Consider the following 13,854-nt stretch of genomic DNA (forward strand, 5'->3'; position numbering starts at 1 on the left):
GATTGTTGATTCCGTAAAGCGGAAAACAGGAGGGTGTGGGATGGGTCAGGGCCAGCACGAGAAGGTGGCGACGAGCCTCGCGGGCACCGTCAGCGAGGAGATCAGCGCCTCCCTCGCCGAGGTCGACGCCGAACTGGAGCGCGTCTACCCCGGAGACCCCGGCACCCGCCAGCCCGTCCACACGGTCTACGTCCCCGGCGACGTCTTCGCCGCCGACACCGTCCGCAGCTGGGGCGACCAGGCCCTCGCCGCCCTCGGCGAACACGCCCCGGACGCCGCCTCCTTCGCCGCCGTCCTGGGCCTGGCGGACGAACTGGCCGAGCCGGTGTACTCCCGCGTCCGCGCCAAACTTGAGCGCGAGCCGATAGAAGACCTGCGCGTCGACTTCGAGGACGGCTACAAGGGCCAGGACGAGGACCAGGACGCCGCCCGTGCCGCCCGCCTGATCGCCGAGGCCTACGACAAGGGCACGGCCGCCCCGTACATGGGCATCCGCATGAAGTGCATGGAGGCCCCGGTCCGCGACCGCGGCATCCGCACCCTGGACATCTTCCTCACCGGCCTGATGGAGGCGGGCGGCCTGCCCGACGGGCTCGTCCTCACCCTCCCGAAGGTGACCTACCCCGAGCAGGTCACCGCCATGGTCCGGCTCCTGGAGTCCTTCGAGAAGGCGCACGCCCTGGCGCCCGGCCGGATCGGCTTCGAGATCCAGATCGAGACCAGCCAGTCCATCCTCGCCGCCGACGGCACGGCGACGGTCGCCCGGATGATCCAGGCCGCGGACGGCCGCGCCACGGGCCTGCACTACGGCACCTTCGACTACAGCGCCTGCCTCGGTGTCTCCGCCGCCTACCAGGCCAGCGACCACCCCGCCGCCGACCACGCCAAGGCGATCATGCAGGTCGCCGCCGCGGGCACCGGCGTACGGGTGTCGGACGGCTCGACCAACGTCCTGCCGGTCGGCTCCACCGAGAAGGTCCACGACGCGTGGCGCCTGCACTACGGCCTCACCCGCCGCGCCCTGGCCCGCGCCTACTACCAGGGCTGGGACATGCACCCCGGCCACATCCCCACCCGCTACGCCGCCGTCTTCGCCTTCTACCGCGAGGGCTTCGAGCAGGCCGCCGGCCGTCTCGCCCGCTACGCCGCCCACACCGACGGCGACGTCATGGACGAGCCCGCCACCGCCAAGGCCCTCGGCGGCTACCTCCTGCGCGGCCTGGACTGCGGCGCCCTCGACATCGCCGAGGTCGCCCGCCTCACCGGCCTCACCCGCGCCGACCTGGAGGGCTTCGCGGCGCCCAGGCGTGGCGACCTGACGGCGTCGGCGACGTAGCGGAATCGTCACAGCACCCACCGGCGACCGCCGCTGTCACCCCGCCCCGTAGTCTGTACGGCACTCATAGAACGTGTCACAGGAACGGGGCAGCGGTGTCTTCGGGGGAGTACGGACAGCTGGACGGGACCGGCAGAGTGCTGGCCGGGCGCTACCGGATCGAGGCCCGGCTGGGGCGGGGCGGCATGGGTGTCGTCTGGCGGGCCGTGGACGAGGTCCTCGGCCGTGAGGTCGCCGTCAAGGAACTGCGCACCTACACCGACTCCGGCGGACCCGAACTGTCCGACCTGCGCCTGCGCATGCAGCGCGAGGCCCGAGCGGCGGCCCGGGTGCGCCACCCCGGCGTGGTCGCCGTGCACGACATCGCGGAGGTCGACGGACGCCCGCTGATCGTCATGGAGCTGGTGGACGGCCCCTCCCTGGACGACGTGCTGCGCGAGCGCGGCACCCTCGACCCGCGCGAGGTGGCCGGGATCGGCGCCAAGGTGATGGACGCGCTGGCCGCCGCCCACCGCGTCGGCGTCCTGCACCGCGACGTCAAACCCGGCAACATCCTCCTCGACCGCTCCGGCCGCGTCGTCCTCACCGACTTCGGCATCGCCGCCATGGACGACCCCGGCGACGGCTCCGCCACCCACCTGACCCGCAGCGGCGAGATCATCGGCTCCCTGGACTACCTGGCCCCCGAGCGTGCCCAGGGCGGCGACCCCGGTCCCGCCTCCGACATCTGGGCCCTCGGCGCCACCCTCTACGCGGCCGTCGAGGGCGTCTCGCCGTTCCGCCGTACGTCGACGTACTCGACCCTGACGGCGATCGTCGCCGAGCCGCTCCCCGAGCCCCGCAGGGCAGGCCCGCTCGGCCCCGTCCTGACGGCCCTCATGGCCAAGCACCCCGACGCCCGCCCCGACGCCGACCGGGCCCGCGAGCAACTGGAGTCGGTGGCCTCGGGCGCAGCGGCGGACGCCCCTGCGGCATCCCTGCGCGACACGCCGACCTCCGCCCGGACGGAGACGGAACTGAGCGTGCCGTCGGTACCGCAGGGGTTCGGCCCGGCGCAGCCCTGGCCGGGGGCGGGACCGGCCACCGGACCGGGCCAGGGCCCGGGGACGTCCGCGGAGTACGGGCCCGGCTCGCACGGTGCGGCAGCCGGGTACGGCGCGGCGGCCGGACATCGGTCCGGCCCCCACCAGGCCGGCGCGCACGGGGCCGCTTCCGCCGCCCCGGCCCCGACGCCCGGCCCCGGCACCCACGGCTTCGGCCCTGCCGCCCCGCACGGCACCACCCCCCCCACGCCCTCCACCGCGGTCACCTCCCGGCCCCGCCGGACGCGCGGCCGCGCCCTGCTCGCCGCCGCGGCCGTCACCGTCGTACTCGCCGCGGCCGGGATCACGGTGGCCCTGCTGGACGGGCCGGGCGACGCGGAGACGGGTGCCGCGCCGGGCACGTCGGCCGCGGCGATCAGCGGGTCGGCGTCGGTGCCCGGCTCGCAGCCGGCGAGCGCGCGGGCCACCGGGGCGAGCGACTCCGAGGCGCCCGAGAAGGGCGCCAAGGCATCACCGAGCGCGTCGCGGGAGGAGAAGGACCAGAAGGGCGAGGAGGGCGAGAAGGGCGGGAGCACCCCGACCGGCCGGGTCACGACCGCGGCCCCGTCCAGGACACCGGCCGGCGGAGCGGGCGGCGGCGCGGAGCCGGCGGGCGACAGCGGCGGCGCCACCACCGAGGCCCCCACGCCCGTGTGCCACCCGATCGGCGACGGCAAGTACAACTGCCAGGTCTGGCGCACCGCCATGTCCTACACGGCGTCCGGTGCCGAGGCCGGCGTCCTCAAGGCCGGCACCAACTACTTCTACTGCCAGCAGAACCTGGGCCGCCGGGAGACGTACGGCGAGTGGACGAACGTGTGGTGGGCCAGAACGGACGACGACAGCGGCAACACGGACGTGTACGTCAGCGACGTCTACATCCAGGGCGGCGACAACGACGCCCCGGTGCCGGGGCTGCCCGTCTGCTGAGGCCGGACGTACGCATCGAGGCCGGACGCCGTCACCAGCTTCTCCTCGGCGAACAGCAGCGTTCCGGCCTCGCACAGCGCCGCGTCGGCACGCGCCCGGGTGACGAACTCCTCGGGTGTCATCCCGAACAGCTCCCGCAACCGCGGTACGGCGACGAGGAGTCCGGTGATCGGCGCCCGCCGGCCCGGGTGCGAGCGCGGGGCGCCGGTGCCGTTGTGCAGGACGCCGCGCCGGTTGACGTACGAGTACACACCCGGCAGGGTCTGCCCGTCCTCCAGCTCCACCCGCACCACGGGGCCGGGCAGGCAGGCCCGACGGTAGTTGCCGGCCGGCAGCGGCACGCCCTCGCCGGCGTCGACCACCGCGAGCTGCTCGGCGTCCAGCCACGTCACGAACAACTCCCGTACCCGGCCCGGCGCGTGGACCGGCGAGGCGGAGACGTACCCCATGCGGCTGACGTGCGCGGAGACCCACCGCGAGGCCGGTGACGCGCCTTCACCATCGGCAGGGGCGTGCGGACACCGGACACGGCCATTTTGCGGCGCAGTCGTGCGGGGGAGGCGTTGGAGTCGACGGCGAGCACGGGCGTGCGATCGGGGTGGACCAGGCGGTCCAGCGGTGACGGCCGGTCCCCGTCGAGGAGTCCGGAGCGCGAGGGCCACACGCCCGGACAGCTCAGCGGGTCGTCCCGCGGCGCGCCGGCCAGCCCCAGCGCCTCCGGACTGTGCGCGTCCGGACTGTGCGCGTCCCCGTCCGCCAGGGCCGCTCAGTCCGCGGGCGGGAGCTCGCCGGAGCCGCGGGTGACGAGCCGGGTGGGAAGTTCGATCCGCTCGGGCGTGACCAGGGTGCCGTCCAGCTGGCGGAAGAGCCGCTCGGCGGCGGTACGGCCGAGCGCCGCCGCGTCCTGCGCGACCACGGTCAGACCGGGCTCCAGCAGGTCGGCGAGCTCGATGTCGTCGAAGCCGACCAGGGCGACCCGCCGGGCGTGCTCGGCTAGCACCCGCACGACGGTGACGGTCACCCGGTTGTTGCCGGTGAAGATCGCGGTCACCGCGTCCGGGCCGGACAGCATCTCCTCGGCCGCCCGCCGCACCCGCACCGGGTCCGTGACGCCCAGGGACATCCAGGAGTCCGCCACCGCTGTCCCCGCGTCCTCCATGGCGGCGCGGTAGCCGCGCAACCGCTCTGCCGCGGTGTGGATGCGGGGCATGTCGCCGATGAACCCGATCCGGCGGTGCCCGTGCGCGATGAGGTGGGCGACGCCGTCGCGGGCCCCGCCGTAGTTGTCCGACAGCACCACGTCCGCGTCGATCCGGCCGGCCGGCCGGTCCACGAACACCGTGGCCACGCCCGCCCGGATCTCCGGCTCCAGATAGCGGTGGTCGTCGCCGGCCGGGATCACCACGAGCCCGTCCACCCGCCGCGCGCACAGGGCCAGCGCCAGCTCCTGCTCGCGGTCCGGGTCCTCGGCGCTGGAGCCGTTGATCAGCAGCGCGCCATGGGCCCGGGCCACCTCCTCGACCGCGCGGCTGAGCGGGCCGTAGAAGGGGTCGGCGAGATCCTCCAGGACCAGGCCGATGCTGGCGGTGCGGCCCTTGCGCAGCACGCGTGCGCTGTCGTTGCGCCGGAAACCGAGCGCCTCGATGGCGTCCTGCACCCGCCGTTCGGTGTCGGGCGTGACCCCCGGCTCGCCGTTGACGACCCGGGAGACCGTCTTCAGGCCGACGCCGGCCCGCGCCGCCACGTCCTTCATCGTCGGGCGGTTCCCGTAGCGGGCGGCGGTGAGTCCGTCTGCTCGGCGGATGGCATCGGCCACGGTGCGGTGTCCTGTCCTGTGATCCACGGCGATCACGTCGATCTCTGGCGTGCGTCGGCGATCACGTTGATCCCGGGCGGGCGTCGACCCGGAGATTGTATGAGGATGTGGCGTCGAGCATAGAGCCTGGACAACGTTGTCATGCGAGGGGGAGACTGTCCACCGCACTCGTCGGACCCGCGCGCCCCACCGTCGGACGGGCCCGCACCTTTCCTGCCCTTGCCCAGGTTGACGGGGAGAACAGACCTTGACGCACACCCCCCTCGTGGCCGCGCTCGACATCGGCGGCACCAAGATCGCCGGTGCCCTGGTGGACGCCGACGGCCGCCTCCTGGCACGAGCCCGGCGCCCGACGCCCGCCCGCGAGGACGGCGACACGGTGATGGGCGCCGTGCGGGAGGTGCTGCGCGACCTGGGCGCCTCACCCCTGTGGGGCCGCGTCGACGCCGTCGGCATCGGCAGCGCCGGCCCGGTGGACGCCTCCACCGGCACGGTCAGCCCGGTGAACGTGCCCGGCTGGCGCGACTACCCGCTGGTCGCGCGGGTCCGGGAGGCGACCGGGGGACTGCCGGTCGAACTGATCGGCGACGGCGTCGCCATCACGGCAGCCGAGCACTGGCAGGGCGCGGCCCGCGGCCACGACAACGCCCTGTGCATGGTCGTCTCCACCGGCGTCGGCGGCGGACTGGTCCTCGGCGGCCGCCTGCACCCCGGCCCGACCGGCAACGCCGGGCACATCGGCCACATCAGCGTCGACCTCGACGGCGACCCCTGCCCCTGCGGCGCGCGCGGCTGCGTCGAACGCATCGCCAGCGGCCCCAACATCGCCCGCCGCGCCCTGGCTGCGGGCTGGCGGCCCGGCCCCGACGGCGACGCCTCCGCCGCCGCGGTGGCCGCCGCCGCCCGCTGCGGCGACCCCGTCGCCCGCGCCTCCTTCGAGCGCGCCGCCCAGGCCCTCGCCGCCGGCATCGCCGCCACCGCCGCCCTCGTCGAGATCGACGTCGCGGTCGTCGGCGGCGGTGTCGGCAAGGCGGGCGAGGTCCTCTTCACCCCCCTGCGCAAGGCCCTCGCCGACTACGCCACCCTCTCCTTCGTGCGGCGCCTCACGGTCGTCCCCGCCCGCATGGGCACGGACGCCGGCCTGGTGGGCGCCGCGGCCGCCGCCCTCACGGGCCGCACGGCGGGCGTCTGACGCTCCCCGTTTCTGCTTGCGGCCCGATCACCGCGCCCGCTGAGGTGGGCCTCGCGGGCGGAGTGGCCCTGAAGGGGTCTCGACGGCCCTGGGCCGCCGTCGGGGTCGGTCGTCGAGCGGGTCGTGAGGGCCGTCGGTCATGGGCGGGGTCAGCCCACGGGGGCCGGGGCCCCGGCGGGACTGGTCTCGTGGCCGGGGCCCTCCGCTGCGGCCTGCCGGCCCGGTGCCTCGGCGTTGATGAGGACGCCCGCCACCAGCGCGGCCAGCAGCATGATGCCCGCGGAGATCCAGGTGGCCACGGAGAAGCCGTGCACGGTGGCCTCCGCCAGGGCCGCCCTCACCTGCGGCGTCTGCCCGGCGGGGGCGACCCGGTGCTCGGTCAGCCAGTCCGCGGTGGCGCCGGCCGCGATGGTGTTCAGCAGCGCGGTGCCGACCGAACCGCCCACCTGCTGCATGGTGTTCAGCGTCGCCGAGGCCGCCCCCTGCTCCTGCGGGGCCACGCGGCCGGTGGCCGTGGAGATGGCCGCCATGAAGGTGACGCCCAGGCCGAGCCCCATCATGCAGATCCCGGGCAGCACCCGGCCGGCGTAGGGGGCGTCGACGTCGATCGAGGCCAGGACGGCCAGGCCCCCGGCGGCCAGTGTCAGGCCGGGCACGATCAGCGTGCGGGCGGGCACCTTCCCCAGCAGCCGCGCCGAGATCTGCGTCGACCCGACGATCATGGACGCGGTCATCGGCAGGTACGCCACTCCGGTCCTCAGCGGCGACCAGCCCTTGATGCCCTGCAGATAGAAGGTCAGGAACAGGAAGACGCCGAACATGGAGACGGTGACCAGGGCCATCGTCAGACAGGCGCCCGCCCGCTGCCGGTCCTTGACGATGTGCAGCGGCAGCAGCGGCGTCCGCGCCCGGGTCTGCCACAGCGCGAACAGCCCGAGGACCGCCACGCCGCCGATCAGCAGCGTCAGCACCAGGCCGTCGTCCCAGTCACGGGACTCGGCCTCGCTGAAGCCGTAGACGATTGCCAGCACACCGGCCGTGCCCAGCAGGGCTCCCGCGAAGTCCAGCCGGGCACCGGCCCGCCGGCCCGGGTCCTCGAGCAGCACGAGCGCACCCGTCACCGCGACGGCGGCCACCGGCGCGTTGACGTACAGGCACCACCGCCAGTCCAGGTACTCGGTCAGGGCGCCGCCCACCAGCATGCCGATGGCACCGCCGGCCCCCGCGATCGCGCCGAACACGCCGAATGCCTTGCCGCGTTCGCGCGGGTCGGTGAACGTCGTGGTCAGCAGGGACAGCGCCGCCGGGGCCAGCAGAGCGGCGAAGACACCCTGCAGCGCCCGGGCCGCGAACAGCATGCCGGGCCCGGTGGCGGCGCCGCCGAGCGCGGACGCCACGGCGAAGCCGATCAGCCCGGCGACGAAACTGCGCTTGCGTCCGAACAGGTCACCGAGGCGGCCGCCGAGCAGCAGCAGGCCGCCGAAGGCGAGCGTGTACGCCGTGACGGCCCACTGCCGGTTGCCGTCGGTCATACCGAGATCCCGCTGCGCGGACGGCAGGGCGATGTTCACGATGGTCATGTCCAGCACCACGATCAGCTGGGCCAGCGCGATGACCACCAGGGCCCACCAGCGGCGGGGATCGGGGGCGGGCGGGGAGGAGGTGCCCGTGCTCATGTCGGTGCTCATGTCCATGCTCCTGTCCGTGCCTTTCGTGCAGCGTCGTGACGACCACGAGACGGCGGCCGCGCCGCTCCTGTGACACCCGCGCAATGTGACGTGGGCCACCCGCAACCGCTGTCACAAAAGGACCGCCACCGACGTCTTGTGCCCTCAGCGACGGCGGCGGCGTCAAGCGCGCCATGCTGCGGCCGGTCACGGAGCCGAGAGGGTGGCCCGTCTGCCGGCCACCGGCTGGTACCGGCGCCACGCCGACAGGTCCTTCGAGCCCGTGCGGTCAACGGCAGTCCGGTGCTGCTGGTCCGCCTCGGCGGCGTGCCGGCCCTCCGCGTCGACCACGGCCGCGTCACCGGCCTCGAACACGTACGCAACCCCGAGAAGCTGTCCGGCGTGGAACGCGAGACGCACGTGACCCGGTGAGAACCGCGGCCCTGCCGTGCGGGCACGACCGGCGGTGACGGCCGCCGCCCGGGGACGTGGGGGAGGGCGCGGCCGTCGGCGGGCGCCGTTCGCGAGCTCAGGGCGTCTGGCGGGGCCCGGCCGTGGCGGGGGTCGGCCGCGAGCCCGGGCGTGACCATCGCCGGCCGGGCGCCGTTGGAACGGGCATGAAGAAGCGCAGCATGCTCGCCATCGCCTCCCTCGCCACCGGGTTCGTCGTCGCGGCGATCACCCCGTCGCACGGCCTCGCCGACTCCGCGCTCGGCGACCTCGACGTGCAGGACACGCTCAGCACCCTCGACAGCACGCTCGCCAGCGAGAGCCTCTCGGGCGTCGACCGGTCCGCCTTCGGCGGACAGCCCTCCGAGAACGGCTGACCGCCCCGACACCGCCCCGACACCGCGCCGACAGGGTGCCGGACCTCGCGACAGGGGCCCGGCACCCTGTCGTGCGTGCGCCCTCAACTGCGCCTGGTTTCCGTGGCAGGGTGGAGCGGGCAAGCCACAGGGGGCCAACAGAAGAGGGGGCAACGTGACCGTCGTCTGGATCAACGGCGCGTTCGGTGCGGGAAAGACGACCACCGCACGGGAACTGATCGACCTGATCCCGAACAGCACGCTCTTCGACCCCGAACTCGTCGGCGGGGCACTCACCCAGCTGCTCCCGGCCAAACGCCTGGCCGAGGTGACCGACGTCCAGGACCTCCCGATCTGGCGCAGACTCGTGATCGACACGGCGGCCGCGCTGGTCGCCGAGCTCGGCGGCACCCTCGTGATCCCCATGACCCTGCTGCGCCAGGAGTACCGCGACGAGATCTTCGGCGGACTCGCCGCCCGCCGGATCGCCGTACGCCATCTCGTGCTCACCCCGGCGGAAACGATCCTGCGGGAGCGGATGGCCCGGCGCGAGGTCCCCTCCGGCCTCGCGGACGGCGAGCTACGCCAACGCCAGTGGGCCCACGACCACATCGAGCCCTACCGCGCCGCCCTGGCAGGCTGGCTCGGCGCCGACGCCCACCCCGTCGACAACGGCACCCTCACCCCGCGCCAGACCGCCGTACGCATCGCCGAGGCCGTCGCCTCCGAGGCCGCGCCCGCCTGCGCCATCGTGCAGACCGCCGAACCCACCGCGGAGACCGTCGCCGCCGGTGTGCTGCTCTTCGACGACCACGACCGGGTGCTGCTCGTCGACCCCACCTACAAGCCCGGCTGGGAGTTCCCCGGCGGTGTCGTCGAACCCGGCGAGGCACCTGCCCGCGCCGGCGTGCGCGAGGTCGCCGAGGAGACCGGCATCCGCCTGGACGACGTACCCGCTCTGCTCGTCGTCGACTGGGAGCGCCCCGCACCCCCCGGCTACGGCGGACTGCGCCTCCTCTTCGACGGCGGCCGCCTGGACCGCGCGGCCGTCGAGGGGCTCCTGCTGCCCGGCCCCGAACTGCGCGGCTGGCGCTTCGCCACCGAGGACGAGGCCGCCGCCCTGCTGCCGCCCGTCCGCTACGAACGCCTGCGCTGGGCCCTGCGGGCGCGCGAGCGGGGCGCGGCCTACTACCTGGAGGCCGGCGTGCCCGTGTGACGGGCCGCCCGAGGGCCCCGCCCGCAGGCGAGGCCCCTTCGGTCACAGCCCGGCGAGTGTCAGCCCGCCGCGTAGTTCCGCAGGAACAGCGCCTCCGCCACCGACAGGCGCTCCAGCTCCTCGGGGGACACGCTCTCGTTCACGGCGTGGATCTGCGCCTCCGGCTCGCTCAGGCCGATCAGCAGGATCTCCGCCTGCGGGTACAGCGCGGCCAGGGTGTTGCACAGCGGGATCGAGCCGCCCTGACCGGCGTACTGCATCTCCTCACCCGGATACGCCACCGCCATCGCGTCGGCCATCGCCTGGTACGCCGGGCTCGAGGTGTCCGCCCGGAACGCCTGGCCCTGGCCCACCTGCTCGGTCGCCACCCGGGCACCCCACGGCGTACGCGCCTCCAGATGCGCCTGCAGCAGCTTCGTCGCCGCGGCCGCGTCCACGCCCGGCGGAACCCGCAGGCTCACCAGCGCGCGGGCGCTGGCCTGCACCGACGGCGTGGCCCCCACCACCGGCGGGCAGTCGATGCCGAGCACGGTGACCGCGGGGCGCGCCCAGATCCGGTCCGCCACCGTGCCCGAACCGATCAACCCGACCCCGTCCAGCACCTTGGCGTCCTTGCGGAACTGCTCCTCGTCGTACTGCAGCCCGTCCCACGGCGCGCCCTGCGCGAGCCCGTCGACCGTCGTGGAGCCGTCCTCCGCCCGCAGCGAGTCCAGTACGCGGATCAGCGCGGCCAGCGCGTCGGGCGCGGCACCGCCGAACTGGCCGGAGTGCAGGTTGCCCCGCAGCGTGTCCACCTGCACCCGCAGCAGCGTCATGCCGCGCAGGGTGGTCGTCACCGTCGGCAGGCCCACCCGGAAGTTCCCCGCGTCACCGATCACGATCGTGTCCGCCGCGAGCAGCTCCGGGTGCGCCTCGGCGTACCGCTCCAGACCGCCGGTGCCCATCTCCTCGGAGCCCTCGGCGATGAACTTGACGTGCACCGGTATGCCGCCGTTCGCCTTCAGCGCGCGCAGCGCCAGCAGGTGCATGATCACGCCGCCCTTGCAGTCGGCGGCACCGCGCCCGTACCAGCGGCCGTCGCGCTCGGTCAGCTCGAACGGCGGGGTGTCCCAGCCGGCCTCGTTCAGCGGCGGCTGCACGTCGTAGTGCGCGTACAGCAGCACCGTCTTGGCGCCCTCGGGCCCCGGCAGAAAGCCGTACACCGACTGCGTGCCGTCCGGCGTGTCCAGCAGCGCCACGTCCTCGAAGCCCTCCGCGGCCAGCGCGTCGGCGACCCAGCGGGCCGCGCCCTCGCTCTCGCTCCTCGGGAACTGGTCGAAGTCCGCCACCGACTTGAAGGCCACCAGCTCGGCGAGCTCCGCCTTCGCCCCGGGCATCAGGGAGGCGACGGTCTCGGCGACCGGATTCGACGACATGGGCACGCTCCTCGTAGGTGCGACGTTGTACCTGTGGGTATCGAGATCCTCCCACAACGGCCTGCGGCGATCACCGCCGTAGGATGCGGGGGACAGGATGCGGCAGGCGGCTGGACCGGGAGCGGTAGACCAACGTGAGCAGCGAGAACTCTTCGGCGGACGACGAGCGGCAGGTGTGGGACGTCGTCGTGGTGGGCGCGGGACCCGCGGGGGCCTCCGCCGCATACGCGGCGGCGGTCGCGGGGCGGCGCGTGCTGCTGCTGGAGAAGGCCGACCTGCCCCGCTACAAGACGTGCGGCGGCGGCATCATCGGCCCCTCGCGCGACTCCCTGCCGCCCGGCTTCGAACTGCCCCTGCGAGACCGGGTGCACGCGGTCACCTTCTCCCACAACGGCCGCTTCAGCCGCACCCGCCGGTCCAAGAACATGCTGTTCGGCCTGATCAACCGCCCCGAGTTCGACCAGCAGCTGGTCGACCACGCCCAGAAGGCGGGCGCCGAACTGCGCACCGGCGTCACCGTCTCGCGCGTCGAGCAGCACGGCTCGGCGGTGCCCGACCGGCGCACGGTCGCCGTGGTCCTCCAGGGCGGCGAGACCCTCCTCGCCCGGGCGGTGGTCGGCGCCGACGGCAGCGCCAGCCGCATAGGGGCCCACGTCGGCGTCAAGCTCGACCAGGTCGACCTCGGCCTGGAGGCGGAGATCCCGGTGCCGGAGACGGTCGCCGAGGACTGGAAGGGCCGGGTGCTCATCGACTGGGGCCCGATTCCCGGCAGTTACGGCTGGGTCTTCCCCAAGGGCGACACCCTGACCGTCGGCGTCATCTCGGCGCGCGGCGAAGGCGCCGCCACCAAGCGCTACCTTGAGGACTTCATCGGCCGCCTCGGCCTCGCCGGGTTCGAACCGAGCATCTCCTCCGGCCACTTGACCCGCTGCCGCGCCGACGACTCCCCGCTCTCCCGCGGACGCGTCCTGGTGTGCGGGGACGCGGCGGGACTGCTGGAGCCGTGGACCCGCGAGGGCATCTCCTTCGCGCTGCGCTCCGGGCGGCTCGCGGGGGAGTGGGCCGTCCGCATCGCCGAGGCCCACGACGCCGTGGACACCCGCCGCCAGGCCCTCAACTACGCCTTCGCCGTCAAGGCGGGCCTCGGCGTCGAGATGGCCGTCGGCAAGCGTCTGCTCGCCGCGTTCGAACGCCGCCCCGGGCTGTTCCACGCCGCCCTGACCGGGTTCCGGCCCGCCTGGCGGGCCTTCATGGACATCACCCGCGGCTCGACGTCCCTGGGCGAGATCGTCCGCAACCGCCCGATCGCCCAGCGCGCGCTGACCGCGCTGGACCGGCGTACGGGGGCCGAGCCGGTGCCTGGCGGTGACGCGAACGGTGGCGCGGACGGTGACGCGAACGGTGGCGCGGACGGTGACGCCGAGGGCGTGACGGGGGGCGTCACCTCCTGACGTCGATCCGGAACACCGGGTGGTCCGAGGCCGCGGCGAGGAGTTCGTCGTCCGAGGACTTCGCGGTGACGCCCAGGAAGTACTGGTTGACCTCCCAGCCCCACTTCTCCAGGTAACTCCGCAGGATCGGGAGCTTCTCGGCGTCGGGAAGCTCCTGCGCGGTGAACGTGCGCACCTTCCGCCCGACCCGCAGCTCGCCCTCCCCGGCCGCGCGCATGTTCCGCACCCACTGGGAGTGACCGCGCGCCGAGACGAGGTACTGCGCGCCGTCGTGGTTGTGCGGGTTCACGGGCAGCCGCAGCATCTTGCCGGTCTTCCGGCCGCGAACGGAGAGCTCCGCGGTGCCGGCGAGGCTGATGCCGTGCCGGGCGAGCCAGCCGATGGCCTGGTTGAGGCGCGTGGCGACGGGGCCGGCCTTGAGGTAGTAGGGCGCGGATGACGACATGGTGGTCCCCCTGGGGTGTGAGTGGTTGTGAGCGGGTTGCGAGCGGATGGGGTGGAGCGGGTGGAGCGGCGGAGTGGGTGAAGCGGGTGGAGCGGCTGGAGCGGCGGAGTGGGTGGAGCGGTGCTCTGCTTTGTGAGCGGTGCTCTCGCTTGAGATCAGTGTGCACTGGGTGGTGCTGCTGAAGCAAGAGCGGTGCTCTCTTTTTTGTGCAGTGCTCTTGGTGGGAGGTGGTGCTCGGGCTGGGGGCGGGGCTCTTGGGGGCGAGGCTGCTCGGTGGGGGGTGCGCTTCGGGGGCTTGGGCTGCCTGCGAGCGCCGCTTTTTGCTGGGCGCTGCTCTCTGTGTCGAGCGGCACTTTCCTCGCTGGGCGCTGCTCTCGATGGTGAGTGCTGCTCTCGATGGTGAGCGCTGCTCTCGACCTTGAGCGCTGCTCGGCCTGCCAAGCGCGGCCGGCCGGGCGCGGGCTCCACTCGTGAGGGCCGCTTCCTCCGGCGAGCGCT

The 13,854-nt window shown here is 74.1% G+C and carries 11 protein-coding genes and 1 pseudogene; 7 read left to right on the forward strand and 5 right to left on the reverse strand.

Features of this window, described 5'->3' with window-relative positions; genetic code table 11:
* Positions 1-40: 40 nt before the first annotated feature.
* Both ACIGXJ_RS13980 and ACIGXJ_RS13985 read left to right on the forward strand, forming a co-directional pair.
* Positions 41-1,336 carry a DUF6986 family protein gene (locus ACIGXJ_RS13980; RefSeq protein WP_399644276.1) on the forward strand — a complete coding sequence of 432 codons (1,296 nt, stop codon included), beginning with the start codon at positions 41-43 and terminating at the stop codon, positions 1,334-1,336.
* Positions 1,337-1,431: 95 nt separating this feature from the next.
* Positions 1,432-3,348, forward strand: a complete 1,917-nt coding sequence (locus ACIGXJ_RS13985; protein ID WP_399644278.1) for a protein kinase — start codon at positions 1,432-1,434, stop codon at positions 3,346-3,348.
* Here the strand turns inward: ACIGXJ_RS13985 and ACIGXJ_RS13990 are convergent.
* Together ACIGXJ_RS13990 and ACIGXJ_RS13995 are read right to left on the reverse strand one after the other, a co-directional pair.
* Positions 3,294-4,060: pseudogene (locus ACIGXJ_RS13990) on the reverse strand (hypothetical protein). The gene ACIGXJ_RS13985 and the pseudogene ACIGXJ_RS13990 sit on opposite strands and share 55 nt — an antisense overlap.
* Positions 4,061-4,114: 54 nt before the next feature.
* Positions 4,115-5,191 (reverse strand): LacI family DNA-binding transcriptional regulator, encoded by a 1,077-nt coding sequence (locus ACIGXJ_RS13995; RefSeq protein WP_399644281.1) that lies wholly within the window; start codon positions 5,189-5,191, stop codon positions 4,115-4,117.
* Positions 5,192-5,411: 220 nt separating this feature from the next.
* On the opposite strand from ACIGXJ_RS13995, the gene ACIGXJ_RS14000 reads away from it, so the two are divergent.
* On the forward strand, positions 5,412-6,356 hold the full coding sequence (locus ACIGXJ_RS14000) for an ROK family protein (protein WP_399644283.1): 945 nt from the start codon (positions 5,412-5,414) through the stop codon (positions 6,354-6,356).
* A gap of 149 nt (positions 6,357-6,505) precedes the next feature.
* Here ACIGXJ_RS14000 and ACIGXJ_RS14005 read toward each other — a convergent pair whose 3' ends face one another.
* A complete protein-coding gene (locus tag ACIGXJ_RS14005; RefSeq protein ID WP_399644286.1) occupies positions 6,506-8,044 on the reverse strand; it encodes an MFS transporter in 1,539 nt (512 codons plus the stop codon).
* 282 nt (positions 8,045-8,326) lie between these two features.
* Between ACIGXJ_RS14005 and ACIGXJ_RS14010 the strand changes: the two genes are divergently transcribed.
* The 3 genes from ACIGXJ_RS14010 to ACIGXJ_RS14020 all read left to right on the forward strand — a co-directional run bounded on the left by ACIGXJ_RS14010 (position 8,327) and on the right by ACIGXJ_RS14020 (position 10,045).
* Positions 8,327-8,455 (forward strand): hypothetical protein, encoded by a 129-nt coding sequence (locus ACIGXJ_RS14010; RefSeq protein ID WP_399644288.1) that lies wholly within the window; start codon positions 8,327-8,329, stop codon positions 8,453-8,455.
* A 185-nt stretch (positions 8,456-8,640) separates the two neighbouring features.
* A complete protein-coding gene (locus ACIGXJ_RS14015; protein ID WP_399644290.1) occupies positions 8,641-8,850 on the forward strand; it encodes a hypothetical protein in 210 nt (69 codons plus the stop codon).
* A gap of 154 nt (positions 8,851-9,004) precedes the next feature.
* Positions 9,005-10,045 carry an NUDIX domain-containing protein gene (locus tag ACIGXJ_RS14020; protein ID WP_399644292.1) on the forward strand — a complete coding sequence of 347 codons (1,041 nt, stop codon included), beginning with the start codon at positions 9,005-9,007 and terminating at the stop codon, positions 10,043-10,045.
* A 59-nt stretch (positions 10,046-10,104) separates the two neighbouring features.
* On the opposite strand, the gene ACIGXJ_RS14025 is transcribed toward ACIGXJ_RS14020, so the two are convergent.
* A complete protein-coding gene (locus ACIGXJ_RS14025) occupies positions 10,105-11,460 on the reverse strand; it encodes a dipeptidase (protein WP_399644294.1) in 1,356 nt (451 codons plus the stop codon).
* 134 nt (positions 11,461-11,594) lie between these two features.
* Here ACIGXJ_RS14025 and ACIGXJ_RS14030 point away from each other — a divergent pair, with 134 nt between their 5' ends.
* Complete coding sequence (locus tag ACIGXJ_RS14030; protein ID WP_399644296.1) at positions 11,595-12,911, forward strand: geranylgeranyl reductase family protein; 1,317 nt, start codon at positions 11,595-11,597, stop codon at positions 12,909-12,911.
* Here the strand turns inward: ACIGXJ_RS14030 and ACIGXJ_RS14035 are convergent.
* Positions 12,901-13,356, reverse strand: coding sequence for a nitroreductase family deazaflavin-dependent oxidoreductase (locus tag ACIGXJ_RS14035; protein ID WP_399644298.1), 456 nt, complete (start codon positions 13,354-13,356; stop codon positions 12,901-12,903). The two genes, ACIGXJ_RS14030 and ACIGXJ_RS14035, sit on opposite strands and share 11 nt — an antisense overlap.
* Positions 13,357-13,854 lie beyond the last annotated feature (498 nt).

Origin of the sequence: Streptomyces sp. NPDC053367 (assembly GCF_044545925.1) — a bacterium.
Lineage (GTDB): Bacteria > Actinomycetota > Actinomycetes > Streptomycetales > Streptomycetaceae > Streptomyces.